Consider the following 23,967-nt stretch of genomic DNA (forward strand, 5'->3'; position numbering starts at 1 on the left):
GCGCAATCCTAGAGAGGACCCGCCAGCCCGAGCTCGACCGCCTCCTCGCGGAGCTCCTCGCGGACGCTCGGGTGCGCGGCGTGCTCGATCAGGCGACGGGCCTGCTCGCGCTGGTCGTGGCCGAAGACCTCCGCGACGCCCTGCTCGGTGACGACCGCGCTCATCTGGAACGACGTCACCGGCTCGTCGACCAGCGGCACGATCGTGGACACGTCCGCGCGCGGGTGCCACGAGCGCAGCGCGATGACGGCCTGCCCGCCGGGGCTGTGCAGCGCGCCGACGATGAAGTCGGTCTGGCCGCCGAACCCGGAGTGGATCCGCGCCCGGATCCGCGAGGCGTTCGCCTGGCCGAACAGGTCCACCTGCAGGGCGGTGTTGACGCTGACCATCGCCTGGTTGCGCGCGATCCGCCCGGGGTCGTTGGTGGTCTCGGTGCGCGCCATCGCGATCCGCCCGTTGCCGTCGACCCAGTCGATGAGCTCCTCGGAGCCGAAGAGGAACGAGGCGGTGATCGGCACCGTCTCGTCCAGCGCCCCGGCCCGCTCGAGGGCCAGCACCGAGTCGGAGAACATCTCGGTCCAGATCCGCAGGCCCCGGCGGCCCACCAGGCCGCGCATCGTCGCGTCCGGCACCGCGCCGATGCCCGCCTGCAGCGTCGCCCCGTCCCCCACCCGCTCGGCGACCAGGGCGCCGATCCGCGCGGAGTCCTCGTCGATGGGCAGCACCGGAGCGTGCACCAGCGGCTCGTCGGCCTCCACCATCACGTCGACGAGCGACTCGTCGAGCTCGGCGTCGCCGTAGGTCCACGGCAGGTGGTCGTTGACCTGCGCGACGACCAGCCCGCCGCGCGCCCGCGCCGCCTCGATGGCGGCGGGCAGCACGTTGACCTCGGTGCCGAGGGAGACCCTGCCGCCGCGCGGCCGCGTGGTGTGCACCAGCACGAGGTCCGGCGGCATCGCGCCGGCGAACAGCGTCGGCACCATCGAGAGGCGTGAGGGCACGTAGCTCAACCGGGGGCTGCGCCGCTGGCCCGGCCCCACGAACGACGACTCGAGCACGACGCCGTCCCGGTCGGGCAGGCCCGGCTGGCCGTTGAGCGCCCACAGCCGGTACGCCGGTAGCGCGGCGTCGAGCAGGCGCAGGGTGTGCCACGGCGTCGCGTGGTTGCCGCTGACGACGACGCGGGGGTTCTCGGGCAGGCGGCGCAGGGCGGTCGTGAGGTCCACGTGCCCCATCCCAGCAGACGGCCGGGAGCCCCGGGGGTCAGCCCACGCGCGGGCCGCGGAGCCCCGAGCGCTGCACGACCCGCTGGATCGCGAGGTCGCGCTGCACCGGCCGCCCGACGTACCGGATGTCGCGCAGGCCCTGGTCCTGCGCCGCGGACTCGAAGCAGAAGTGGCCGAAGCCGAGGATCCGCCCGTGCAGCGGCCGCACGACGGTGATGTCGAGGATCCGGTGCAGCGGCATGGTGGCGAGCTTGGTCGAGAGCACCCCGTGCACCCGGAAGACCCGCATGTTGGTGATCACGAACCGGTCGCGGTGCTCGCGCAGGGCACCCCAGCCGGCGTGGAGGGAGAGGCCGAGGGCGAGCAGCAGCGCGAACCCGGCGAGGTCGATGTGGATGACCGGCACGAAGGCGAGCACGGCGACCGCGAGCAGCCCTTCGAGCATCGGGACGGTGTAGGCGGCCCAGTGGTGGCGCACCTCGTCGACGATGACCTCGCCCTCCTCGCGCAGGAGGTGGCGGCCGATGTCGGGCCCGCCGAGCGGCCGGGGCTGGTGCACCGTCGGCTCAGAGCTCGTCGACGAAGCGGATCACGGCGTCGAACAGGTTCCCGGTCCAGTCGACCAGCTGCCCACCGAGCGACCCGCCGGCGTCGGCGAGGCCGCTGGGGTCGGTGAACATCCAGAAGCCCAGGAAGACGACGACCAGGACCAGCACCAGCTTCTGCATCTGCGTTCCACCTAAAGACGACCGAGTCAGGACATGGCTCGGCGCGATCCTCCCCGACCCCCGCGCGACGGCGGAGGAGGCGCGCCGGTCACGAGCCGCGGGTCACGCGTGCTGCGGCGAGGCGCCGGCCTGCTGGAGCAGCCGGTCGGCGGCCGCCCACGGGTCGGTCTCCCCCGCGGCCACGGCGGCGGCGAGCTCGTCGAGCCCGGCGCGGCCGGCCCGTCCGCCCAGGCCCGCCCAGGTGCGGCGCATCGAGGCCAGGGCGATCGCCTCGACCTCGGCCCGCGCCCGGCGCGTACGACGCTGCTGCAGCTCGCCGGTCTCCCGCAGCCAGGCGTGGTGCCGCTCGATCTCCACGACGAGCTCGGTCAGCCCCTCGCCGGCCTGGGCGACCGTCTTGACGATCGGCGGCGCCCACCCGTCCTCCGGCCGGTCCGCGAGGGCGACCATCGAGCGCAGGTCGCGCCGCACCTGGTCGGCCCCGTCGCGGTCGGCCTTGTTCACGACGTACACGTCGCCGACCTCGAGGATCCCGGCCTTGGCGGCCTGGATGCCGTCGCCCATCCCCGGTGCGAGCAGGACGAGCGTGGTGTCGGCGAGGCCGGCGACCTCGACCTCGCTCTGCCCGACGCCGACGGTCTCGACCACGACCACGTCGCAGCCGGCGGCGTCGAGCACCCGTACCGCCTGCGGGGTCGACCAGGCGAGACCGCCGAGGTGGCCGCGCGAGGCCATCGACCGGATGTAGACGTCCTTGTCACCGGCGTGGTCCTGCATCCGGATCCGGTCGCCGAGCAGCGCCCCGCCGGAGAACGGCGAGGACGGGTCCACGGCCAGGACCCCGACCCGCTTGCCCGCCGAGCGCAGCTCGCGCACGAGGGCGTTGGTCGTCGTCGACTTGCCGACGCCGGGCGCGCCGGTGAGGCCGAGCACCTGCGCCCGGCCGGTGTGCGGCGCGAGCGCCGCCGTGACCTCGCGCAGGCGCGGGGACTCGTCCTCGACGAGGGAGATCAGGCGTGCGACGGCCCGGGCCTCGCCGGCGCGTGCGCGCTCGACGAGGCCCGGGACGTCCGCCTCGGTGCGAGGTGGCACTACTTCTTCGGGACTCGCACGATCAGCGCGTCGCCCTGGCCACCGCCACCACAGAGGGCGGCCGCGCCGACGCCGCCGCCGCGACGCTGGAGCTCCAGGGCCAGGTGCAGCACGACGCGGGTCCCGGACATGCCGACCGGGTGGCCCAGCGCGATGGCGCCGCCGTTGACGTTGACCTTGGCGTCGTCGAGGCCGAGCTCGCGGGCCGAGGAGATCCCGACCGCGGCGAACGCCTCGTTGAACTCGACCAGGTCGAGGGAGGCGGGGTCGATGCCCTCCTTCTCGCACGCCTTCGCGGTCGCGGCCGCCGGCTGCAGCTGCAGGGTGGAGTCGGGGCCGGCAACCTGGCCGTGGGCACCGATCTCGGCGAGCCACTCCAGGCCGAGCTCCTCGGCCTTGGCCTTGCTCATCACGACGACCGCGGCGGCACCGTCGGAGATCTGCGAGGAGGAGCCGGCCGTGATGGTGCCCTCCTTGGAGAACGCCGCGCGCAGCTTGCCCAGCGACTCGGCGGTGGTCTCTCCGCGGACGCCCTCGTCGGTGCTGACGACGACCGGGTCGCCCTTGCGCTGCGGGATGGGGACCGGCACGACCTCGGCGTCGAAGACGCCGTTCTTCCAGGCGGTCGCGGCCTTCTGGTGCGACTGCGCCGCGAACTCGTCCTGCTCGGCCCGCGTCAGGTTGGCGCTCGCGGCGTTGCACTCCTCGGTCAGCAGGCCCATGGCCTGGGAGGTGAACTGGTCGAACAGCGCGTCGTAGGCCATCGAGTCGACCAGCTTGACGTCGCCGAACTTGATGCCCTCGCGGGACTTGGGCAGGAAGTGCGGGGCGTTGGTCATCGACTCCATGCCGCCGGCCACGATGATCTCGGCCTCGCCGGCACGGATCAGCTGGTCGGCCATCGCGATGGCGTTGAGGCCCGAGAGGCACACCTTGTTGATGGTGATCGACGGGACGCGCATCGGGATGCCGCCGTTGACCGCCGCCATCCGGGCGGGGTTCTGGCCGGCGCCGGCCTGGATGACCTGGCCCATGATCACGTACTCGACCTGCTCGCCGGAGACCCCGGCCTTCTCCAGCGCGCCCTTGATCGCGTGGCCGCCGAGGTCCGGGGCCGAGAGGCTCTTGAGGCCGCCGGACAGGCGGCCGATCGGGGTGCGCGCTCCGGCGACGATGACGGTTCCGGACATGGTGCTCCTCCAGCATGGGGACGGCGGCGCCGCGCTCGGCGACGCCCGTTCCGGCGGACACTACCCACGCGTAGGAACCGCCGGAAGACCGTCTCGGACGGGGCCGCGTGAGGCACTCGTCACAAGGGGTCGCGGCCCCTGGTGGGCTCCGCGAGCATGACGGCATGACCGACTCCAGCACCCCGCTCGAGATCCCCGAGCACCTGTTCACCGCCATCGACCACGTCGGCATCGCCGTCCGTGACCTCGACGAGGCGATCGCGTTCTACGAGCGCACCTTCGGGATGCGCCTGGCCCACCAGGAGACCAACGAGGAGCAGGGCGTGCGCGAGGCGATGATCGCCGTCGGCGACTCGGGCTCCCACATCCAGCTCCTCGCGCCGCTGGACGAGAGCTCGACGATCGCGAAGTTCCTCGAGCGCTCCGGCCCGGGCGTGCAGCAGATGGCCTACCGCGTCACCGACGTCGACGCCGTGAGCGCCATCCTGCGCGAGCGCGGCGTCCGCCTGCTGTACGACGCACCGCGCCGCGGCACCTCGGACTCCCGGATCAACTTCATCCACCCCAAGGACGCCGGCGGCGTGCTCGTCGAGCTCGTGGAGCCGGCCGCGGGCGCGGCCCACTGAGCGAGCTCGCAGCACTGTGGTTGAGACGTCCCTCACCAACCCCTAGGCGCGAAGGTTACCGATCGGTATCTTCGCCGCACCCGTCCGCAGCCCCGCCCTTCCCCTGAGGAGACCGCACCCGTGCAGAACATCCTGGACGCCATCAGTGCCGGCCAGACCGGTGACGCCACCAGCGAGGACTTCGCGAACCTGCAGCTGCCCGAGTCCTACCGCGCCGCGACGGTGCACAAGGACGAGGTCGACATGTTCGAGGGTCTCGCGTCCCGCGACAAGGACCCCCGCAAGTCCCTGCACGTCGAGGAGGTCGCCCTCCCCGAGCTCGGCCCCGGCGAGGCCCTCGTGGCCGTGATGGCCTCGGCGATCAACTACAACACCGTGTGGACCTCGATCTTCGAGCCGGTCTCCACCTTCGGGTTCCTCGAGCGCTACGGGCGGGTCTCGGAGCTGACCAAGCGCCACGACCTGCCCTACCACGTGGTCGGCTCCGACCTGGCCGGCGTCGTGCTCAAGACCGGCCCCGGCGTCACCGCGTGGAAGCCCGGCGCCGAGGTCGTCGCGCACTGCCTGTCGGTCGAGCTGGAGGACCCGGCCGGCCACGACGACTCGATGATGGACCCGCAGCAGCGGATCTGGGGCTTCGAGACGAACTTCGGCGGCCTGGCGCACATCGCCCTGGTCAAGTCCAACCAGCTGCTCGCCAAGCCCGCCCACCTGACGTGGGAGGAGGCCGCCTCGCCCGGTCTCGTCAACGCCACGGCGTACCGGCAGCTGGTCTCGAAGAACGCCGGGCAGATGAAGCAGGGCGACAACGTCCTCATCTGGGGCGCCTCCGGCGGTCTCGGTGGCTTCGCGACGCAGTACGCCCTCAACGGCGGCGCCAACCCGATCTGCGTGGTCTCGAACGAGGAGAAGGCCAAGATCGTCCGCTCGATGGGCGCGGAGATGGTCATCAACCGCTCCGAGGAGAACTGGCAGTTCTGGAACGAGGACAACACCCGGCAGAACCCCAAGGAGTGGCAGCGCCTCGGCAAGCGGATCCGTGAGCTCACCGGCGGCGAGGACATCGACATCGTCTTCGAGCACCCGGGCCGCGAGACCTTCGGCGCATCCGTCTACGTCACCCGCAAGGGCGGCACCATCACCACCTGCGCCTCGACCACGGGCTTCATGCACGAGTACGACAACCGCTACCTGTGGATGAACCTCAAGCGGATCGTCTCCAGCCACTTCGCCAACTACCGCGAGGCGTACGAGGCCAACCGCCTCATCGCCCAGGGCAAGATCCACCCCACCCTGTCGAAGACCTACAACCTCGAGGACGTCGGCCAGGCCGCGCTCGACGTGCACCACAACAAGCACCAGGGCAAGGTCGGCGTCCTGTGCCTCGCCCCGGAGGAGGGTCTTGGCGTCCGCGACACCGAGATGCGCGCGAAGCACGAGACCGAGATCAACCGGTTCCGAGGGGTCTGAGACCTCCTTCGGAGCCCCCTCCTGAAGCCGTCACCCCGGCACCGGCGCGTCCGGTGCCGGGGTGCGGCGTCTCAGGTGGATCGTGGAAGATGGGGGCTCGGCCGTCACCACCGCGATCGACCAGAGGATGAAGCTGATGAGCGACCAGGGTCTGTCCATCTTCAACAACGACCCGGAGCGCGAGCCCGCCGACGTGGAAACGACGGACGAGACCACCCAGGTGATGCCGGTGGTCCCGGCGGACGACGCGGCCGCCTCGCGGCCCACGCCCCCGGCACCCCAGGCGGCCCAGGCTCCCCAGCCCGGCCAGCGGACCCAGCAGCGCCCCGCCGTGACGCGGGCCCCGGCGGGCCGCCCGGCGACGCCGCCGCCCGCCCCCGTCGCCGCCGACTTCCCGGTCGTGCGGCGCGGTGGCTACGACCGCGACGCCGTCGACCAGCGCTTCCGCGGCCTGCTCGCCGACCAGGCCGAGCTGACCTCCCGCATCGCCGAGGCCGAGCGCCGCGCCACCGACCTCGAGGCCCAGCTCGTCGCGGCCCGCGAGGAGCTGCGCGAGTACGAGCAGCCGTCGTACGCCGGCCTGGGCGGTCGCGCCTCCGCGATGCTCCGGCTCGCCGAGGAGGAGGCCGACGAGATCCGCGCGGTCGCGAGCCGCGACGCCACCGACATCCTCGAGCAGGCCAACCGCGACGCCAAGGCGATCCGCGCCGACGCCTCCCGCGAGGCCGAGGACATGCGCATGGTCCAGCTCAAGGAGCTCGACGAGATGCGCAGCCGCTCGATCGCCGACGCCGAGCAGGAGCGCGCGCTCGCGCGCGGCGAGGCCGAGGACCTGCTCGCGTCCGCCCGCCGGGAGGCCGACCAGCTGCGCCTGGCGGCCACCCAGGAGACCACCGAGATGCGCACCTCGGCGCAGCGCGAGGTCGAGCAGGCCCGTGCCGCCGCCGACCGGGAGGTCCAGGAGGCCCGCCGCGCCCTCGCAGTGGAGAAGGAGCGCCTCGCCCGCGAGGCCACCGACCACCACAACAACGCGACCGCGGAGACCCGACGACTCGTCGAGGAGGCCGAGGCCCGCGCCGCGGCCGCCGAGGAGCGGGCCCGCCAGGCGACGCAGCAGGCCTCCGAGCACCGGGCGACCGCCCAGTCGGAGTCCGAGGCCCTGCTCGCCCGGGTCCGCCGCGAGGCCGAGCAGATCGTCGCCTCGGCCCGCACCCAGGCCGAGTCGATCACCTCGACCGGGCACGCCGAGGCCGAGCGCGAGGCCGCTGCCGTGCGCGCCGAGCTCGACCGCCTTACCAAGCGCCGGGACGCGATCGTCGCCCAGCTGGCCTCCCTGCGGGACGTCGTCGCCGGGTTCGGCGAGGACCAGTCGTGACCCCAGGCCCCCAGGGGGTCACCGAGGAGGATGACGGGCGGGCCGCGCTGCGGGTCGACGAGCCGGAGGGGCCGCCGCCCGCGGCGCCCGCTGGCCACGCGGCTGACCAGGACGAGGCCTACCTCGGCGAGCTCGGCGCGCCGCTGCGCCGCTCCCCGTTCGTCGTCGGCTTCTTCGGCGGGCTCGGCGTCTTCATCGCCTGGTGGCTCGGCGACCTCGTCGTCTCCATCGGACCGACGCTCATCCTCGTCGTGGTCTCGATGTTCCTCGCGGCCGGCCTGGACCCGGCGGTGCGGTTCTTCGAGAGCCGCGCCGGCCTGCGCCGCTCCTGGGCTGTGCTCGTGGTGATCATCGGCGTCATCGCCGCGCTGTCGCTCTTCGTCGTCGCGATCGTGCCGGTGATCAGCGACCAGGTCGCCTCCCTGAGCAGGAACGCCCCCGACTGGCTCGACAGCCTGCAGGAGAACAGGCGGGTCCAGGAGCTCGACGAGAAGTACGGCGTGATCGACAAGGTCCGCGAGTACGTCGCCGCCGGCGACTACGCCAGCGGCATCTTCGGCGGCGTCCTCGGCGTCGGCCTGGCGGTGCTCTCCGCGCTCGCCAACACCTTCATCGTCACGGTCCTGACGCTCTACTTCCTCTCCTCGCTCAAGACCACGAAGGGCGCTCTCTACCGCCTGGCCCCCGCCTCGCGCCGCGAGCGGGTCACGCGGCTCGGCGACCGTGTCATCGAGGGCGTCGGCGGCTACGTCTCCGGTGCCTTCATCGTCGCCCTCTGCGCCGGCCTGTCCTCGCTGGTCTTCCTGTTCGTCGTCGGGCTGGGCGAGTACGCCGTGGCGCTGGCGTTCGTCGTGGCCCTGCTCGACGTCATCCCGATGATCGGCGCGACCATCGGCGCGGTGCTCGTGACCGCCATCGGCTTCGCCACGGAGCCCAAGATCGGCATCGCCTGCGCGATCTTCTACCTCATCTACCAGCAGGCCGAGAACTACCTGATCTACCCGCGCGTGATGTCGCGGGCGGTCGACGTCCCCGGTGCGGTCACCGTGATCGCGGCGCTGGTGGGGGCCGCGCTCCTCGGCGTCGTGGGCGCCCTGCTCGCGATCCCGACCGCCGCCGCCATCCTGATGCTGACCCGCGAGGTCGTCGTCCGGCGGCAGGACGCCCGCTAGGCCGGTCCCCCGGTCACGCGGGGGTGGGCTCGGCGCGGACGGTCTGCCGCTCCCCCAGCTTGACCCCCACGACGCCGGCGAGGACGAGCAGTCCGCCGACGAGCTGCACGGGACGCGGGAGCTGGTCGAGCAGCAGCCAGGCGAAGAGCACGCCCGCGACCACCTCGAGCAGCGCCACGAACGACGCCAGCCGCGAGCCGAGGCGCCGGCCCGCGGCGATGCCGGTGCAGTAGGCCACCGCCGCGGTGACGACGCCCAGCAGCAGCAGCGGCGCCCACCAGGCCACCTCGCTGTCGGCGTAGGTGACCACGTCGGTGCTGGCCCGCATGGGCAGCACGCCGACGAGCCCCAGGACGCCGAGCACGAGGGTGCCGACGACGAGGCCGCCGGCCGCGAGCGCCAGCGGCGGCAGGCCGGTCGAGGCGTCCGCGGAGATGAGGAAGTACGACGCCGCGCCGACCATCGCCGCCAGTGACCACGCCACGCCGACCGGGCTGAGGTCGGCGCCCGAGAGCAGGTCCAGGACGAGCACCAGCCCGAGGGCGGCGACGCCCGCGCCGGCCAGCGTGAGCGGACCGGGCCGCTGCCCGTGCCGCAGCCAGAGCCACACGACGACCGCGGCGGGCGCGGTGTACTCGATCAGCAGGGCCGGCCCGACCTGCATGTGCTGGACGGCCGAGAAGTAGCAGAACTGCGCCCCCGCGACGGCCAGCGCGCCGTACAGCACGATCGTGGCGGCGTTGCGGCGCAGCACCTCCCAGCGCCCCTCGAGCGCCCACAGCCCCAGCGGGAGGACGACGAGCGCGGCCACGCCCACGCGGACCAGGACCGTGGCCCCCGCGGACCAGCCGGCGTCGAGCAGCCCGCTCGCCAGCGCGCCGGAGAGTCCGAAACTCAGCGCCGAGACCACCGCGAACGACAGGCCGCCGGCCAGCCGGGTGCCGCTCGCGACGAGGGGCGTGTCATTGGTCAAAGCGCTCATGACCCATGACGCTACGTGCGCCGCTGGTAATCTGTCAACGTGGTTTTCGCTCATGACACCGAGACCTCACTGATCGCGGCGGTCACCCTCGTCAACACCGCCGAGCCGCCGGACACGCTGGAGACCGTGGCCGAGCTCGACGCGTTCTACGAGCGGTTCGAGTACACCGGTCGGCACGAGCGCACCCGTGCCGAGCTGGAACAGGTCCGGGCCCTGCGGCCGACGCTGCGCGAGCTGCTCACCGCCGACCGGGACACCGCCGCCGACCTGGTCAACTCGATGCTGGCCGACGCGCGTGCCCTCCCCCGGCTCGTGCGCCACGACCGGTTCGACTGGCACCTGCACGCGATCACCTCGGACGCACCACTGGTCGCCCGGATCACCGTCGAGACCGCGATGGCGATGGTCGACGTCATCCGCGCCGACGACCTGGGCCGGCTCGGCGTCTGCGCCGACGACGGGTGCGGCGGGCTCGTGCTGGACCTCTCGCGCAACCGCTCGCGCCGCTTCTGCTCGACCGCGTGCGGCAACCGCAACGCCGTGGCGGCCTACCGCGCCCGCCAGGCCGCCGACGGCTGACCGCGGGACCCGGCGACGACGGCCGGGGTCAGCAGAAGCGCCGGACGCCCTTCGGGCTCACGTCGAGGTCGCGGAGCACCATCGGGAGCCGGTCGCCCCACTGGCGGCAGCCGCGGCGGAAGTCCTGGCGGCGGTACTCGACCGCCACGACCCGCCGGCCGTACGCCGCGACGTACGCGCCGCACTCGCGGTAGCGCGAGCACTCCTCCGTCACGGCGAAGTCGAAGCCGATCCGGCTCCCGTCGAGGCCGGCCAGGTTCTTCTGCCCGACCGCGAGGCCGGCCTCGTGCGCCTCGGCGACCACCAGGCGCGCGTAGGCGAGCGCCTGCCGCCGGCTCAGCAGGCCGCCGCTGCGGGTGAAGGAGTCGAGGTTGTCGTACTCGACCGCCTCGTAGCCGTCCGCAGCGCACCGGTCCACCCAGCGGCCGACGATCCGCGCGAGCGCCGCGCGCTTGGCCCCGGTCCGCAGGTCCAGCAGCCACTCGCCCCAGGCCTCGTCGACGACCGGCTCGCCCTTCGAGCGGAGCACGAGGTGCATCCGCTTCTTCCACGACCGGTGCTCGTCGGGCTGGGTCTGGAAGGCGTTGACGTAGCAGACGTCGTAGCGCCCGGCGGGCTCGGCACGGCGGTCGCGCACCACGATCCCCACGCGCGCGGGGACCGGTCGTGCCCCGCCGAGCTGGTAGTCGGCGTCCGTGCCGACCGGGAGCGGGGCGATGTCCGGAGCCGCCTCCGGGGACGGGGCGGGAGCCGGGTCGGGAGCCGCCGCGGCCGGGCCGGTCAGGAGCGCGAGCCCGAGCGCGAGGGCGAGCAGCCGCAGGAGGATCGTCACGGCGCTCAGAAGTCGAAGCCGTCGAACATGTCGCCGATGCCGTCGCCGATCGAGCCGAGGCCCTCGCCGAGCCCCTCCCCGATCTCGCCCAGCGCGTCGAAGCCGCCGAACGCGCCGAACATCAGGCCCATGAACATGAAGTCCATCGCGGCGAAGCTGCCGAAGTAGCCGGCGGCGTAGGGCTGGTAGGCCCGCCCGCCCTGCCAGTACGGCACGCGCTGGCAGCCGACCATGACCTGACGGATGTCGGGGGCGGCACCGACCTTGACCCGCTCCGCGTCGAGCGCGCAGGCCGGCACGTCGCGCCGGGCGCCGCCGGGCGGGGTCCACGGCACGTCCTCGACCGACAGCCCGTGGCGGGGGTCGAAGAAGCACGGCGGCCGCCGCGCCGGGAGCGGCTCACCGGCCACCCGCGCGCGGACGCACGCCATGGCGTACTTGCCGTCCTCGAGGATCTCGGTCACGTGCTTGATGTCCTCGGGCCGGGTCAGCCGGTCGGCCGCGGTCTTGGCGGCCTCGTAGGAGTCCAGCGCACGCTGGTAGTCCGAACGGGCACCCGCGTCGAGCGGCTGCCCGGCCAGGTCGGCGTCGAGCTCCTGCAGCTCCACGCCGAGCGCGGTGATGTCCTCGGAGGCCAGCTTCCGGACCGGCTCGAGCTCGGCCTGCTGCCGCTCGAGCTCGCGGGCCTGCTTGCGCCGGCTCGAGACGCCCACGGCGACGAGCACCACCGCGAGCAGGACGAGGATGACCAGCAACTCTGCCATGACCCCAGCCTACGTACTCCGCGGTCGCGGCTCAGGCCGGCGCCGGGGCGGCGCGGTCCTCCTCCGTCCCACCGGGCTGCGGCTCGTCGTCGTCGGCCGTGAGCGGCTGGGCGATGCTCTCCAGGGACTTGCCCTCGGCGCGCACGCCGAGGAAGGCCTCGACGATGCCGCCGGCGATCATCAGCGCCGCGCCGATGAAGTAGCCGATGGCGATCTTGGTGATGTCGCCGCTGTCGGAGGCGCGCTCGATCAGCCAGCCGAAGAGCAGCGGGCCGGAGATGCCGCCGGCGGCGGTGCCGATGGCGTAGAAGAACGCGATGCACAGCGCGCGCGTCTCCATCGGGAACACCTCGCTGGCCGTGAGGTACGCCGCGCTGGCCCCGGCGGAGGCGAAGAAGAAGATGATCGCGCCCATCAGCGTCAGCGTGGTGGCGGTGAACCCGTCGAGGAAGAAGCCGGTCACGCCCAGCAGCACGCCCGAGAGCACGTAGGTGAACGTGATCATCTGGACCCGGCCGATCGAGTCGAACAGCGGGCTGAGCGCCAGTGCGCCGACGAAGTTGCTGACCGCGAAGATCGCGAGGTACCACCCGGTCTGCTCGACGTCGAGGAACGTGGTCAGGGTGTCGCCGTAGGTGAAGAAGAAGGCGTTGTAGAGGAACGCCTGGCCCACGAAGAGCGAGAAGCAGACGATCGTGCGCTTCGGGTAGAGCGTGAACACCGTGCGGGCGATCAGGCCCATGCCGATCGACTTCCGCTGCCGGATGGTGATCGTCTCCGAGACCGGGTCGAGCCGCTTCCCGCTCTCCTCCTCGACGGTGTGCTCGATGCCGCGGACGATGTCCTCGGCCTCGTCCTCGCGTCCGTGGATGAACAGCCAGCGGGGGCTCTCGGGCACGTGCCGCCGGACGACGAGGATGCCGACGGCCAGGATGCCGCCGAGCCCGAAGGCCAGCCGCCAGCCCCACTGGGCGTCGATCACGTTGGGGTCGAGCAGCGGGATGGTGAGCAGCGACCCGCCGGCCGCGCCGATCCAGAAGGAGCCGTTGATGGCGACGTCGACCCGGCCGCGGTACGGCGCCGGGATCAGCTCGTCGATGGCGGAGTTGATGGCGGCGTACTCCCCGCCGATGCCGGTCCCGGTGAAGAACCGGGCGATGAAGTACCACAGCGGGTTCGGCGCGAACGCCGTCGCGACCGTCGCGACGGTGTAGACCGCCAGGGTCAGCAGGAACAGCTTCTTGCGACCCAGCCGGTCGGTGAGCTGGCCGAAGAACAGGGCGCCGAGGCAGGCACCGGCGACGTACACCGCGCCCGCCAGGCCGACGTCGAAGTTGCTGAGCCCCAGGCCGGTGTCACCGTCCTTGAGGGCGTCGGACATCGACCCGACGATCGTGACCTCGAGCCCGTCGAGGATCCACACGGTGCCCAGGCCGATGACGACCATCCAGTGCCACCGGGCCCACGGGAGCCGGTCGAGACGCGCGGGGATGTCGGTGGTGATCCGACCGGTTTCGACTGCCATGCCGCCGCATGTACCCATGGCACGATCGCTGCATGAACGACCTCACGGAGCCAGGAGTTCCCGCCGGCCGGACAAGGTTGGAGGTGGACCGGCTGGTCGCGGCGACCCCGCCCGAGGTCTTCTCGGTCCTGTGCGACCCGCAGGGGCACGTCGCGATCGACTCCTCGGGCATGCTGCAGGGCGCGACCGGGGAGCCGGTGCGCGCCGCGGGTGACACGTTCGTCGTGCACATGGACCGCGAGGCGCTCGACGACCTCCCCGAGATGGGGCGGTACGACGTCACCGTCACGATCCGCGACCTGGTCCCGGACCGGCACGTCTCGTGGACGGTCCTGGGCCGGGTGCGGCCTCAGATCGGGCACGTCTACGGCTACCTGCTCGAGCCCGCCGAGCTCCCCGACGGGACCGCCGGCACCCGCGCCACGTCGTACTACGACTGGAGCGACATCCACCCCGACTGGCGGGCGGCCGGCATCTTCCCCGTCATCTCCGAGGCGGCGCTGCGGGCCACCCTGGGCATCCTCGACCGCACCGTCCGCCGCGGCTACCCGAGGGGCTGACGTGCGCGTCGAGGTCCTCTCCGTCGAGCGTCTGGTCTTCGACGACGGCACTCCCGTGCGGGCGGCCTCGGCCCTCGTCGAGCACGACGGCGGCTGGCTGGTCGCGCAGGACGACGCCACCCACGGCGCCCTCGTCCGCGACGGGGAGGTCCGGCCGGTGCGCCTGCTGCCCCCGGTCGAGGGCCACGACCGGTTCTCCGAGGCCGAGGGCACCAAGCACCTCAAGCCGGACCTCGAGGCGGCCTGCCGCACCGCGGCCGGGGCCCTGCTCCTCGGCTCCGGCTCCACGCCGGCCCGGACGCGGGCGGTCCTGGTCGAGCCGGCCGGGGCCGTGCACGTGGCCGACCTCGCGCCCGTGCACGCCGCGGTCCGCGCCGAGCTGGGCCTGGCTCCCGGCGAGCTGAACCTCGAGGGCGCGTGCGTCGTCGACGACCGGCTGCGGTGGTTCCAGCGGGGGCTGCCGGCCACCGGTGTCCCCGCGGCCTGGGTCGACCTGGACCTCGACGCGCTGGTGGCCGCCGTGCTCGGCGGCGGCGCGGTGCCCGCCGGCCTGCTCGGGACCGGGGTGCTCGACCTGGGCGCCGACCTCGCGGTCACCGACGCGGTCGTGCTCCCCGACGGCGGGGTGCTGGTGAGCGCCGCGGCGGAGGACAGTGCCGACACCTACGCCGACGGGCCGGTGGGCTCCGCGGCCCTCGCGGTCCTGGACGGGACCGACGTACGCGCACTGGTGCCGCTGCCGCCCGTCGAAGGCGCCGTGGTCAAGGTCGAGGGCGTGGCGCTGGAGTCCTGGTCGAGCAGCGGCGAGGGCGGGCGGCTCGTGGCCACCGTCGACGCCGACGACGTCGACGTGCCCTCGCTGCTGCTGCGCCTGGAGGTCAGCGGGGTGCCGCGTCAGCGGGCGTAGTCGTGGAAGCCCCTGCCGGTCTTGCGGCCCAGGTGGCCGTCGGCGACGAGCTTCTCCAGCGTCGGGGCGGGGGCGAACCCGTCGTGGCCGAACTCCGCGTGCAGCTCCTGCTCGATCGCCAGCGACACGTCGTTGCCCACCACGTCCAGCAGCTCGAAGGGACCCATCGGGAAGCCGACCTGCTCCTTGATCGCGGCGTCGATCTCCTCGAGGGAGGCCGCGCCCGACTCGTGCAGCTTGACCGCGTCGTTGAGGTAGGGGAAGAGCAAGCAGTTGACGATGAACCCGGCCCGGTCCCCGCACGACACCGCGACCTTGCCGACCTTCGCGCACAGCGCCCGCACGGTCTCGTCGACGTCGGCACCGGTCTGCTCGGTGGTGACCACCTCGACCAGCTTCATGACCGGGGCGGGGTTGAAGAAGTGCATGCCGATGACCGCCTCGGGGCGCGAGGTGGCCGACGCGCACTCGGCGATCGGGAGGCTCGAGGTGGTCGTCGCCAGGATCGCGCCCGGCTTGCAGATCCGGTCGAGGTCGCCGAAGAGCTCCTTCTTGACCGACAGCTCCTCGGCGATCGCCTCGACGACGATGTCGGCGGTGGCGAGCGCCTCGCGGGAGGTGGCGCCGGTCAGGCGGGCGAGCACGGTCTCCTTCTCGGACTCCTCCAGCTTGCCCTTGGAGACGAGGCGGTCCAGGGACTTCGCGATCGCGGCCTGGACGCTGGCGACCTTCTCCTCCGAGCGGCCGACGTAGACGACGTCGTACCCCTTGGCGGCGAAGACCTGGGCGATGCCCGAGGCCATCGTGCCGGTGCCGACGACCCCGACGGTGGAGATCTCGTGGCGCACCTGCGGCTGCGCCTGCTCGCCCCCGGCGGCGGCCTCGGCGAGGGTCGAGCCCTCGGCGGCCAGCTTCTCCAGCAGGTCGGCCGGCCGGTGCAGCGGGTCGCCGGTCTCGGCGTACCGCTCGGCGAGCCCGTCGCGGACCGTCGCGGCTCCCATCTCGTCGACCGTCGCCAGCGGGCCCTGCGGGTAGCCGCAGCCGAAGCGCATGCCGGCGTCGATGTCGGCGGCCGAGGCGTACCCGGACTCGAACATCCGGACCGCGTGGTTGAGGTACGGGAGGACCAGCGTCCGGGCGATCTGCTCGTTCGTCGTCATGCCGGGACTATGACAGGTGTCCTACCGACTGGTAACCCCTCGAACGCCCACCGGACGAGGCGCTCGTCACACTCCTCGACGCGGCGCCCGCGGCGAGGACCGGTAGATTCGCCGCCCGTGAGACTCGTCGTTGCGCGCTGCCAGGTCGACTACGCCGGACGGCTCACCGCCCACCTCCCGATGGCGACCCGGGTGCTGATGATCAAGGCCGACGGCTCGGTCCTGGTGCACTCCGACGGCGGCTCCTACAAGCCCCTGAACTGGATGTCGCCACCGTGCACCTTCCGCGAGGGCACGACCGAGGAGGGCCAGGTCGAGTGGACCGTCACGAGCCCGAAGTCCGACGACACCCTGCGGATCCTGATCGAGGAGGTCCAGCACGAGTCGGTGCACGACCTCGGCATCGACCCGGGGCTGCAGAAGGACGGCGTCGAGAAGCACCTGCAGGAGCTCCTCGCCGACCACCCCGCCAGCCTCCTGCCCGGGCTGACGCTGGTGCGGCGGGAGTACCCCACCGCCATCGGACCGGTCGACCTGATGTGCCGCGACGCGGACGGCGCGAGCGTCGCGGTCGAGATCAAGCGGCGCGGCGACATCGACGGCGTCGAGCAGCTGACCCGCTACCTCGAGCTGCTCAACCGCGACCCGCTGCTCTCCCCCGTGCGCGGGATCTTCGCGGCCCAGGAGATCAAGCCGCAGGCCCGGGTCCTGGCCACCGACCGCGGCATCGCCTGCGCCGTCGTCGACTACGACGCCCTCCGCGGGCTCGACGACCCCAGCCACCGGCTGTTCTGACCGGGCTCCCGGTGCGCATCCTCCACATCGCCACGCTGGCGGACTGGCGGGAGGCGCAGCGCACCGGCCGCTACACCACGTCGACGTACGGCGTGACGCTCGCCGACGAGGGGTTCGTCCACGCCTGCCGCGCCGACCAGTGGCAGGCGGTCCGCGAGCGGTGGTACGCCGACGCGACGGAGCCGCTGGTGCTGCTGGTCATCGAGACCGACCGGCTCTCCGCGCCGGTCGTCGAGGAGCCCGCTCCGGGGACCAGCGAGACCTTCCCGCACGTCTACGGGGCGATCGAGACGTCCGCGGTCGTGCAGGTCCTGCCGCTGGACGGGCCCGGCGCCCGGGACGTGGACGCCTCGTTCAGCCGGCTGTTCCTCGGCGAGCTCCTCCACCGGACGGCGCTGGCCTGCATCGTCCTCACCACCGTGGTCGCGCTCGCCCTCCTCGGGGAGGCGGTGGTGCCCGCCGCCGGCTGGGGCGCGGTGCTGGGCACCGCCGCGGGGCTCCTCGTGGGCGTCCCGGTCGCCGTCGCGCTGTCCCGGCGCCGCGAGCGCGCGCTCAGCGGTCTGCTGCCACCAGACGGACGCTGACGGTCGTTCCGACGCCGGGCTCGGAGCTGACCTCGATGGCACCGTCGTGCGCCTCGACCACGGCCCGCGCAATGGACAGCCCGAGGCCCGCGCCGGGCACCTGCTCGCGCACCGCGGACGGCGCCCGGTAGAGCCGGTCGAAGACCTGCTCCACCTCCTCGGCCGTCATTCCCGGCCCGGTGTCGACCACGTGCAGGGTCACGTGCCCCGCAGGCACGTCCTCGACCTCCAGGACGACGCGGCCGCCGGGCGGGGTGAACTTGATGGCGTTGCCGAGCAGGTTGCCGACGACCTGGCCGAGCCGCTGGGCGTCGCCGACCACGCACAGCTCCTCGCGCGCCGACTCGATCCTGACCGTGACCCCGCGACTGCGCGCGGCGAGCCGGGCGTCCTCGACCGACGCGCGGACGACGAGGAGCAGGTCGACCCGCGCGCGCTGGACCTGCATCCCCTCCTCCTGCAGCTGGGCGAGGGTGAGCAGGTCGTTGACCAGCCGCAGCTCGCGGCGGGCGTTGCGGTCGATGACCTGCAGCATGCGCCGCGCCTGCGGGCCGACCTGGTCCTCGTCGAGGTCCCCGAGCAGCTCGGTGTAGCCGACGATAGAGGTCAGCGGCGTCCGCAGCTCGTGGGAGACCGTCGCGAGGAACTCCTCGCGGATCCGGTCGGCCGTCTCCTGGATGCGCCGCCGCTCGGTCACGTCGCGGACGGCGGCCGCCACCAGGGTCCCGTCGTCGGTGTCGATCGGGGACAGCGAGATCTCGACGGGGAACTCCTCGCCGTTCTTCCGCACGGCGTACAGCTCGCGACCCTGGCCCATGCCGCGCACGACCGGCGCCGCGGCGTACCCCGAGCGCTGGGCGTGGTGCCCGGACCGGAACCGCTCGGGCACGAGCTTCTCCACCGGCGCCCCCACCAGCTCGCCGGGCTCGTAGCCGAAGACCCGGTGCACCTGGCGGTTGGACAGCACGATCGTCCCGGACCCGTCGACGATGACCGTCGGGTCGGGCGCGGCCTCGATCACCTCGCGGAACTGACGCTCCTGCCGCCGCCGCTCGGTCACGTCGCGGACGGTGGCGCAGACGTAGGTCGCGCCGGCCACGTCGATGCGCGCGAGGGAGATCTCGGCAGGGAACTCCTCGCCGTCGGCGCGGACCGCGGCGAGCTGGAGCAGCCCCATCGGCCGCTGTCCGTGTGCCCGGGTGAACCCGTCGCGCCGCACCGGGTGCGCCGAACGGGCGGCCACCGGCACCAGGTCCTCGACCGGGCGCCCGACGAGCTCGGCCGGGGCGAGCCCGAAGACGGCCTCGCACCGGCTGTTGGCGGCCGCGATCACCCCGGCGGCGTCGGTGACGACGATCGCGTCGGGGGAAGCCTCGAAGACACCGGCGAACAGCGCGCCGTCGCCGGCCCCTGGTGTCATGGGCCGAACTCTAGGCGGTCCGCGCGTCCTCCGCGTGGACCAGCCCAGTGACCTCGGCCGCACACCCCCAGCTCAGGGTGACGCCGGCCCCGCCGTGCCCGTAGCAGTGCACGACCCGCCCCGTCCGCTCGACCCGGACCGTCGGACGCACCGGCCGCAGCCCCACCCGGTGGCCCAGAACCCGGGCGTCGGCGAGCTCGGGCACCAGCCGCCGGGCCCGCCCGAGGATGTCGCGCGCCGACTCCGGCGACGGCGTCCGGCTCCAGTCACCCTCCTCGACGGTGCCGCCGAGCACGATGTCGGCGCTGCGCGGCACGACGTACGTCGGGCGGAGGCCATCGCTCCCGGACCCCTCACCGGCGTCGAGCCACCACCGGTCGAGGCCGACCTGCTCGACGTGGACCACCTGTCCCCGCACCGGCACGACCGAGAGGTCGGCCGCCAGCAGCCGGGCGCCGATCCCCGCGCAGTCGACCACCACGTCGCCCCCGGGCGGCAGGCCGCCCATGCCGAGCCGGGTGAGGGTGCCGCCGAGGTGCTCGACCCGGCGCAGCAGCCAGGTGAGGTACGTCGGCATCTCCACGACCGGAGCCGTGAACGACCAGCCGCCCGCCCAGCCCTCCGGGACCGCCTCGGTGCGTGCGAACCCGGGCACGGCCGCGGCCCACCACGGGTCCGGACGCCCCGTGACGTCGCCGTCGCCGGTGTGCACCTCGGTGCCGGCGACCAGCCGCACGCCCGTCCCCTCCTGCCCGGCGAGCTCGGCGAGGACCTCGTAGGACGTGCGCGCCCAGGCCGTCACCCGGTCCTCGGGCAGCGCGCGGTAGGGGTACCAGAGCCCGGCGGCGGTGGCCGAGGTCGTCTCGTGCGGCAGGTCCCGGGCCAGCACGTCGACCCGGTGGCCCGCCTCCAGCAGCCGGACGGCGCAGGTCAGGCCGCTGACGCCCGCGCCGACCACGATCACCCGTGCCATGACGGGCAGTCTGGCAGGGACCGGATCGTGGGGTCAGGCGCCGGCGACGCGGGGCGCGGTGGGGTCGGCGCCCTCGCCGCCCTGCTCCCGGGCGACGTAGTCCTCGATGTCGTCGATGTCGTCGGCGTTGCGGGTGACGACCGCGAGCAGGTCGCTCATCGTCGCGACCTCCTCGACCTGCTCCTTGATGAACCACTGCATGAACTGCTCGGAGGCGAAGTCGTACTCCTCGCGGGCGGTGCGCAGCAGGCCGTTGATCTGCTCGGTGACCCGCTTCTCCTGCTCGAGCGCGAGGGCGACCGGGACGACCACGCCGTCGAAGGTCGGGACCGGGGCGTCGACGCCGGGGATCACGACCTCGGCGTCGGTGTCGAGGAGGTACTGGACCATCATCATCGCGTGGTCGCGCTCCTCGAGCGCCTGGGCGTAGAAGAACGCCGCCATCTGCGGCATCGTCAACGCGTCGTAGTGCACGGCGACGGCGAGGTACTGGTTGTGGGCGGCCAGCTCGTGCCCGATCTGGGCGTTGAGCTGCTCGACGAAACGGGGGGCGACCATCAGGCGACCTTACCGAGCGACTTCTTGGTGACCTTGCCCCCGTCGACGCGGACCAGCTTGCGCTTCTTGACGGTGTAGCCCTCGGGGAGGGTCCCCTCCTTGAGCATGCGCAGCGGGCAGCGGCCGCACTTGGTCTTCGAGACGCAGCACTCCCGCTTGGGGAGCTTGCGCGGCTTCTCCGCGGTCGCGACCGCCGACTTCTTGCCGTCGCGCTTCTTGTCCTTCTTGCCCACGCCGTGACTGTAGCAGCGGGTTAGGTGAGCCTCACCTGTCTTCCCGTTCACGTCTCGCGGTGTGGTCGGCGGACCGAGCGGGCACCGCGCAGCCATGGGACGGATCCGCGTCGGCATCTCCGGCTGGACCTACCGCGGGTGGCGGGGCGACTTCTACCCGACCGGCCTGGTCCAGCGCCGCGAGCTCGCGTACGCCGCCGAGCGGATGACCTCGATCGAGGTCAACGGCTCCTTCTACTCCCTGCAGCGCCCGACGTCGTACGCCGCGTGGCGCGACCAGGCGCCCGAGGACTTCGTCTTCGCGGTCAAGGGCGGCCGCTACGTCACCCACCTCAAGCGGCTGCGCGACGTCGACACGGCGCTGGCCAACTTCTTCGCCTCCGGCGTCCTCGCGCTGGGCCCGAAGCTGGGGCCGTTCCTGTGGCAGCTGCCCGAGCGGCTGGCCTTCGACGCCGGGCTCGTCGACGACTTCTTCTCCCGCCTCCCCCGCACCACGACCGAGGCGGCGACGCTGGCCGCCGGCCACGACGACAAGGTGCCGGAGGACCGCGCGCTGACGGTGGCCGACGCCGAGCGCCCGCTGCGGCACGCGCTGGAGTTCCGCAGCGAGACCTGGTGCACCGACGAGGCCTTCGACCTGATGCGGCGCCACGACGTCGCCTGCGTCGTCGCCGACACCGCCCGCCGCTTCCCGATGCCCGAGCAGGTCACCTCCGACCACGTCTACGTGCGCCTGCACGGCGACACCGAGCTCTACGCGAGCGGCTACGGCCCCGAGGCGCTCGACCGCTGGGCGGAGAAGTGCCGGTCCTGGGCCGAGCACGGCGACGTCTTCGTCTACTTCGACAACGACGCCAAGGGGTACGCACCGCACGACGCGCTCGCCCTCATCGAGCGCGTCGGCCGCTGACCCGCTCCCGCTGGTCGAGCAGCGAAGGCCCGCTCGGGGCCTGAGCGTGTCGAGACCCGTGACCGGCGCAGGGCCGCAACCACGGTCACCGGGTTTCGACACGGCTCGCTGGCGCTCGCCTGCTCAACCAGCAGTGGGACGGCTCGCCGGCGCTCACCTGCTCGACCAGCGGTGGTCGCCTGCTCAGCCGGCCGCGAGGCCGTTGGCCCGCCGGATGACGTCGACGATGCCGCCCATGATCTCGGTGAGGCCGAAGTCCTTGGGCGTGTAGACGGCCGCGACGCCCTGCTCCACCAGCCGGCGCCCGTCGGAGTCGGGGATGATCCCGCCGACGATGACCGGGACGTCGCCCATGCCGGCCTCGCGCAGGCCCTCGAGGACGGCCGGGACCAGCTCCATGTGCGAGCCGGAGAGGATCGAGAGGCCGACGCAGTGGACGTCCTCGGCGACCGCGGCCGACACGATCTGCTCCGGGGTCAGGCGGATGCCCTGGTAGATCACCTCGAAGCCGGCGTCGCGGGCGCGGACCGCGACCTGCTCGGCGCCGTTGCTGTGCCCGTCGAGCCCGGGCTTGCCCACGAGCAGCCGCAGCCGGCCGCCCAGCTCCTCCCCCGTCGCCTGGACCCGCTCGCGCACGGCCGACAGCTCCGCGCCGGCCTTGCCGGCCGAGGCGGCCACGACGGCGCCGGAGACGCCGGTCGGGGCGCGGAACTCGCCGAACACCTCGCGCAGCGTGCCGGCCCACTCGCCGGTGGTCGCACCCGCCCGCGCTGCGGCCAGGGTGGGGAGCATCAGGTTCGCATCGGTCTTCGCCGCGTCGGCGAGCGCGGCCAGCGCGCGGGCGACCTCGTCCTCGTCGCGCTCGGCCTTCCACGCCTGCACCGAGGCGATCGCGGAGGCCTCGGCCTGCGGGTCGGCGGTCATGATCGCGCCGTCGAGGTCGGCGGTCAGCGGCGAGGGCTCGGTGGTCTCGAACCTGTTGACCCCGACGATGACCTCCTCGCCGGACTCGATCCGGGCCCGGCGCGCGGCGTGCGCGGAGACCAGCTCCTGCTTCATGTAGCCCGACTCGACCGCGGCGATCGCCCCGCCCATCGCCTGCACCCGGTCGATCTCGGCCCTCGCGCCGGCGACGAGCTCGGCGACCTTGGCCTCCACGACCGTCGAGCCGGCGAAGATGTCGTCGTGCTCGAGCAGGTCGGACTCGAAGGCCAGCACCTGCTGCAACCGCAGCGACCACTGCTGGTCCCACGGGCGGGGCAGGCCGAGCGCCTCGTTCCACGCGGGGAGCTGGATCGCCCGGGCGCGCGCGTCCTTGGACAACGTCACGCCGAGCATCTCCAGCACGATCCGCTGCACGTTGTTCTCCGGCTGGGCCTCGGTCAGGCCGAGGGAGTTGACCTGCACGCCGTACCGGAAGCGGCGCATCTTGGCGTCCGTCACGCCGTACCGCTCGCGGGTGATCTCGTCCCACAGCTCGACGAAGGCACGCATCTTGCACATCTCCTCGACGAACCGCACGCCGGCGTTGACGAAGAACGAGATGCGACCGACGACCTTCTCGAAGTCGTCCTCGGAGACCTGGCCCGACGCTTTCACCTGGTCCAGCACGGCGATCGCGGTGCACAGCGCGTACGCCAGCTCCTGCGTCGGCGTCGCGCCGGCCTCCTGCAGGTGGTAGCTGCAGATGTTGATCGGGTTCCACTTCGGGATCTGGTGGACCGTGTAGGCGATCATGTCGCCGATCAGCCGCAGCGAGTGCTCCGGCGGGAACACGTAGGTCCCGCGCGAGAGGTACTCCTTGATGATGTCGTTCTGGGTGGTGCCGGCCAGCTGCGCGGCGACCTCCTCCGGCGTCGCCCTCCCCTCGGGCACCCCCGCCTGCTCCTCGGCCACCACCTGGTACATCGCCAGCAGCCACATGGCCGTGGCGTTGATGGTCATCGAGGTGTTCATCTCCGTCAGCGGGATGGAGTCGAACAGCTTGCGCATCTCACCCAGGTGCGGGACCGGCACTCCGACCTTGCCGACCTCGCCGCGCGCCATCACCGAGTCCGGGTCGTAGCCGGTCTGGGTGGGCAGGTCGAAGGCCACCGAGAGCCCGGTCTGGCCCTTCGCGAGGTTCGAGCGGTAGAGCGCGTTGGACGCCTCGGCGGTCGAGTGGCCGGCGTACGTCCGCATCACCCAGGGCCGGTCGCGCTGGGGCCGGTCCGTCTGGGGGCGATCCATCTGCGTCATGGAGGGAAGGGTAGGACGCTTGATACCGGTTGGTAACCGGTCGTCCGTGTGGGATGGCCGACACACCG

The 23,967-nt window shown here is 72.9% G+C and carries 25 protein-coding genes; 10 read left to right on the forward strand and 15 right to left on the reverse strand.

Annotation, left to right across the window (positions count from 1 at the left end; all coding sequences use genetic code 11):
• Positions 1 to 8 precede the first annotated feature (8 nt).
• From OSR43_RS14785 to OSR43_RS14805, 5 genes are all read right to left on the reverse strand, one after another.
• On the reverse strand, positions 9 to 1,226 hold the full coding sequence (locus OSR43_RS14785; RefSeq protein ID WP_302267370.1) for an acetyl-CoA hydrolase/transferase family protein: 1,218 nt from the start codon (positions 1,224 to 1,226) through the stop codon (positions 9 to 11).
• Between the two features lie 37 nt (positions 1,227 to 1,263).
• On the reverse strand, positions 1,264 to 1,785 hold the full coding sequence (locus OSR43_RS14790) for a PH domain-containing protein (RefSeq protein WP_302267371.1): 522 nt from the start codon (positions 1,783 to 1,785) through the stop codon (positions 1,264 to 1,266).
• Between the two features lie 7 nt (positions 1,786 to 1,792).
• Positions 1,793 to 1,954 (reverse strand): hypothetical protein, encoded by a 162-nt coding sequence (locus tag OSR43_RS14795; protein WP_302267372.1) that lies wholly within the window; start codon positions 1,952 to 1,954, stop codon positions 1,793 to 1,795.
• A 102-nt stretch (positions 1,955 to 2,056) separates the two neighbouring features.
• The gene (meaB, locus tag OSR43_RS14800) at positions 2,057 to 3,046 is read right to left on the reverse strand and encodes a methylmalonyl Co-A mutase-associated GTPase MeaB (protein WP_302267373.1); all 990 of its coding nucleotides are present in this window, start codon (positions 3,044 to 3,046) and stop codon (positions 2,057 to 2,059) included.
• Positions 3,046 to 4,236 carry an acetyl-CoA C-acetyltransferase gene (locus OSR43_RS14805; RefSeq protein ID WP_302267374.1) on the reverse strand — a complete coding sequence of 397 codons (1,191 nt, stop codon included), beginning with the start codon at positions 4,234 to 4,236 and terminating at the stop codon, positions 3,046 to 3,048. Before OSR43_RS14805 ends, meaB begins: the two co-directional genes overlap by 1 nt.
• Positions 4,237 to 4,400: 164 nt before the next feature.
• On the opposite strand from OSR43_RS14805, the gene mce reads away from it, so the two are divergent.
• The 4 genes from mce (at position 4,401) to OSR43_RS14825 (ending at position 8,879) form a co-directional block, all read left to right on the forward strand.
• Positions 4,401 to 4,862: a methylmalonyl-CoA epimerase gene (gene mce, locus OSR43_RS14810; protein WP_302267375.1), complete on the forward strand. Its 462-nt coding sequence runs from the start codon at positions 4,401 to 4,403 to the stop codon at positions 4,860 to 4,862.
• A 120-nt stretch (positions 4,863 to 4,982) separates the two neighbouring features.
• Entirely contained in the window at positions 4,983 to 6,332 is a 1,350-nt protein-coding gene (gene ccrA / locus OSR43_RS14815) for a crotonyl-CoA carboxylase/reductase (RefSeq protein WP_302267376.1), read from the forward strand.
• A 136-nt stretch (positions 6,333 to 6,468) separates the two neighbouring features.
• Positions 6,469 to 7,707 carry a hypothetical protein gene (locus tag OSR43_RS14820; RefSeq protein ID WP_302267377.1) on the forward strand — a complete coding sequence of 413 codons (1,239 nt, stop codon included), beginning with the start codon at positions 6,469 to 6,471 and terminating at the stop codon, positions 7,705 to 7,707.
• Positions 7,704 to 8,879, forward strand: a complete 1,176-nt coding sequence (locus tag OSR43_RS14825; protein ID WP_302267378.1) for an AI-2E family transporter — start codon at positions 7,704 to 7,706, stop codon at positions 8,877 to 8,879. The genes OSR43_RS14820 and OSR43_RS14825 overlap by 4 nt, the downstream gene beginning before the upstream one ends.
• 13 nt (positions 8,880 to 8,892) lie before the next feature.
• Here OSR43_RS14825 and OSR43_RS14830 read toward each other — a convergent pair whose 3' ends face one another.
• Entirely contained in the window at positions 8,893 to 9,861 is a 969-nt protein-coding gene (locus tag OSR43_RS14830) for a DMT family transporter (RefSeq protein ID WP_302267379.1), read from the reverse strand.
• A gap of 39 nt (positions 9,862 to 9,900) precedes the next feature.
• On the opposite strand from OSR43_RS14830, the gene OSR43_RS14835 reads away from it, so the two are divergent.
• Positions 9,901 to 10,440 carry a CGNR zinc finger domain-containing protein gene (locus tag OSR43_RS14835; RefSeq protein WP_302267380.1) on the forward strand — a complete coding sequence of 180 codons (540 nt, stop codon included), beginning with the start codon at positions 9,901 to 9,903 and terminating at the stop codon, positions 10,438 to 10,440.
• A gap of 28 nt (positions 10,441 to 10,468) precedes the next feature.
• Here the strand turns inward: OSR43_RS14835 and OSR43_RS14840 are convergent, their stop codons facing one another.
• From OSR43_RS14840 to OSR43_RS14850, 3 genes are read right to left on the reverse strand one after another with little or no spacing between them, the layout of a single operon-like run.
• The gene (locus tag OSR43_RS14840) at positions 10,469 to 11,272 is read right to left on the reverse strand and encodes an endo alpha-1,4 polygalactosaminidase (RefSeq protein WP_302267381.1); all 804 of its coding nucleotides are present in this window, start codon (positions 11,270 to 11,272) and stop codon (positions 10,469 to 10,471) included.
• A gap of 5 nt (positions 11,273 to 11,277) precedes the next feature.
• Positions 11,278 to 12,036: a hypothetical protein gene (locus OSR43_RS14845; protein WP_302267382.1), complete on the reverse strand. Its 759-nt coding sequence runs from the start codon at positions 12,034 to 12,036 to the stop codon at positions 11,278 to 11,280.
• Between the two features lie 31 nt (positions 12,037 to 12,067).
• Positions 12,068 to 13,561, reverse strand: a complete 1,494-nt coding sequence (locus OSR43_RS14850) for an MFS transporter (protein WP_302267383.1) — start codon at positions 13,559 to 13,561, stop codon at positions 12,068 to 12,070.
• An 83-nt stretch (positions 13,562 to 13,644) separates the two neighbouring features.
• Between OSR43_RS14850 and OSR43_RS14855 the strand changes: the two genes are divergently transcribed.
• Both OSR43_RS14855 and OSR43_RS14860 read left to right on the forward strand, forming a co-directional pair.
• A complete protein-coding gene (locus OSR43_RS14855) occupies positions 13,645 to 14,121 on the forward strand; it encodes a polyketide cyclase (protein ID WP_302267384.1) in 477 nt (158 codons plus the stop codon).
• Position 14,122: 1 nt separating this feature from the next.
• Positions 14,123 to 15,028: a hypothetical protein gene (locus tag OSR43_RS14860; RefSeq protein WP_302267385.1), complete on the forward strand. Its 906-nt coding sequence runs from the start codon at positions 14,123 to 14,125 to the stop codon at positions 15,026 to 15,028.
• On the opposite strand, the gene OSR43_RS14865 is transcribed toward OSR43_RS14860, so the two are convergent.
• Positions 15,016 to 16,188, reverse strand: a complete 1,173-nt coding sequence (locus OSR43_RS14865; RefSeq protein ID WP_302267386.1) for a 3-hydroxyacyl-CoA dehydrogenase NAD-binding domain-containing protein — start codon at positions 16,186 to 16,188, stop codon at positions 15,016 to 15,018. The two genes, OSR43_RS14860 and OSR43_RS14865, sit on opposite strands and share 13 nt — an antisense overlap.
• 117 nt (positions 16,189 to 16,305) lie before the next feature.
• Between OSR43_RS14865 and nucS the strand changes: the two genes are divergently transcribed.
• Positions 16,306 to 16,983 (forward strand): endonuclease NucS, encoded by a 678-nt coding sequence (gene nucS, locus OSR43_RS14870; protein ID WP_302267387.1) that lies wholly within the window; start codon positions 16,306 to 16,308, stop codon positions 16,981 to 16,983.
• 11 nt (positions 16,984 to 16,994) lie between these two features.
• Positions 16,995 to 17,567: a DUF952 domain-containing protein gene (locus OSR43_RS14875; protein ID WP_302267389.1), complete on the forward strand. Its 573-nt coding sequence runs from the start codon at positions 16,995 to 16,997 to the stop codon at positions 17,565 to 17,567.
• Here OSR43_RS14875 and OSR43_RS14880 read toward each other — a convergent pair.
• Genes OSR43_RS14880 through OSR43_RS14895 form a run of 4 tightly spaced genes read right to left on the reverse strand, consistent with a single transcriptional unit; the run spans position 17,536 to position 20,751 of the window.
• The gene (locus OSR43_RS14880) at positions 17,536 to 18,987 is read right to left on the reverse strand and encodes a PAS domain S-box protein (RefSeq protein ID WP_302267390.1); all 1,452 of its coding nucleotides are present in this window, start codon (positions 18,985 to 18,987) and stop codon (positions 17,536 to 17,538) included. The genes OSR43_RS14875 and OSR43_RS14880 overlap by 32 nt on opposite strands.
• A gap of 10 nt (positions 18,988 to 18,997) precedes the next feature.
• The gene (locus tag OSR43_RS14885; protein WP_302267391.1) at positions 18,998 to 19,960 is read right to left on the reverse strand and encodes an FAD-dependent oxidoreductase; all 963 of its coding nucleotides are present in this window, start codon (positions 19,958 to 19,960) and stop codon (positions 18,998 to 19,000) included.
• Between the two features lie 33 nt (positions 19,961 to 19,993).
• A complete protein-coding gene (locus OSR43_RS14890) occupies positions 19,994 to 20,518 on the reverse strand; it encodes a ferritin (protein ID WP_302267393.1) in 525 nt (174 codons plus the stop codon).
• On the reverse strand, positions 20,518 to 20,751 hold the full coding sequence (locus OSR43_RS14895) for a hypothetical protein (RefSeq protein ID WP_302267394.1): 234 nt from the start codon (positions 20,749 to 20,751) through the stop codon (positions 20,518 to 20,520). The genes OSR43_RS14890 and OSR43_RS14895 overlap by 1 nt, the downstream gene beginning before the upstream one ends.
• Before the next feature lie 94 nt (positions 20,752 to 20,845).
• Here OSR43_RS14895 and OSR43_RS14900 point away from each other — a divergent pair, with 94 nt between their 5' ends.
• Positions 20,846 to 21,661 (forward strand): DUF72 domain-containing protein, encoded by an 816-nt coding sequence (locus OSR43_RS14900; RefSeq protein WP_302267396.1) that lies wholly within the window; start codon positions 20,846 to 20,848, stop codon positions 21,659 to 21,661.
• A gap of 183 nt (positions 21,662 to 21,844) precedes the next feature.
• Here the strand turns inward: OSR43_RS14900 and OSR43_RS14905 are convergent, their stop codons facing one another.
• On the reverse strand, positions 21,845 to 23,899 hold the full coding sequence (locus tag OSR43_RS14905) for a protein meaA (protein WP_302267397.1): 2,055 nt from the start codon (positions 23,897 to 23,899) through the stop codon (positions 21,845 to 21,847).
• Positions 23,900 to 23,967: the final 68 nt, after the last annotated feature.

The organism is Nocardioides sp. Arc9.136 (assembly GCF_030506255.1).
Classification (GTDB): Bacteria; Actinomycetota; Actinomycetes; order Propionibacteriales; family Nocardioidaceae; genus Nocardioides.

Coding starts and splice junctions, on each gene's coding strand:
- OSR43_RS14795 (WP_302267372.1), bottom strand. CDS start 1,954: ATGCAGAAGCTGGTGCTGGTCCTGGTCGTCGTCTTCCTGGGCTTCTGG.
- OSR43_RS14830 (WP_302267379.1), bottom strand. CDS start 9,861: ATGAGCGCTTTGACCAATGACACGCCCCTCGTCGCGAGCGGCACCCGG.
- OSR43_RS14805 (WP_302267374.1), bottom strand. CDS start 4,236: ATGTCCGGAACCGTCATCGTCGCCGGAGCGCGCACCCCGATCGGCCGC.
- OSR43_RS14885 (WP_302267391.1), bottom strand. CDS start 19,960: ATGGCACGGGTGATCGTGGTCGGCGCGGGCGTCAGCGGCCTGACCTGC.
- OSR43_RS14900 (WP_302267396.1), top strand. CDS start 20,846: ATGGGACGGATCCGCGTCGGCATCTCCGGCTGGACCTACCGCGGGTGG.
- OSR43_RS14845 (WP_302267382.1), bottom strand. CDS start 12,036: ATGGCAGAGTTGCTGGTCATCCTCGTCCTGCTCGCGGTGGTGCTCGTC.
- OSR43_RS14890 (WP_302267393.1), bottom strand. CDS start 20,518: ATGGTCGCCCCCCGTTTCGTCGAGCAGCTCAACGCCCAGATCGGGCAC.
- OSR43_RS14865 (WP_302267386.1), bottom strand. CDS start 16,188: ATGACGACGAACGAGCAGATCGCCCGGACGCTGGTCCTCCCGTACCTC.
- OSR43_RS14850 (WP_302267383.1), bottom strand. CDS start 13,561: ATGGCAGTCGAAACCGGTCGGATCACCACCGACATCCCCGCGCGTCTC.
- OSR43_RS14880 (WP_302267390.1), bottom strand. CDS start 18,987: ATGACACCAGGGGCCGGCGACGGCGCGCTGTTCGCCGGTGTCTTCGAG.
- mce (WP_302267375.1), top strand. CDS start 4,401: ATGACCGACTCCAGCACCCCGCTCGAGATCCCCGAGCACCTGTTCACC.
- OSR43_RS14820 (WP_302267377.1), top strand. CDS start 6,469: ATGAGCGACCAGGGTCTGTCCATCTTCAACAACGACCCGGAGCGCGAG.
- OSR43_RS14905 (WP_302267397.1), bottom strand. CDS start 23,899: ATGACGCAGATGGATCGCCCCCAGACGGACCGGCCCCAGCGCGACCGG.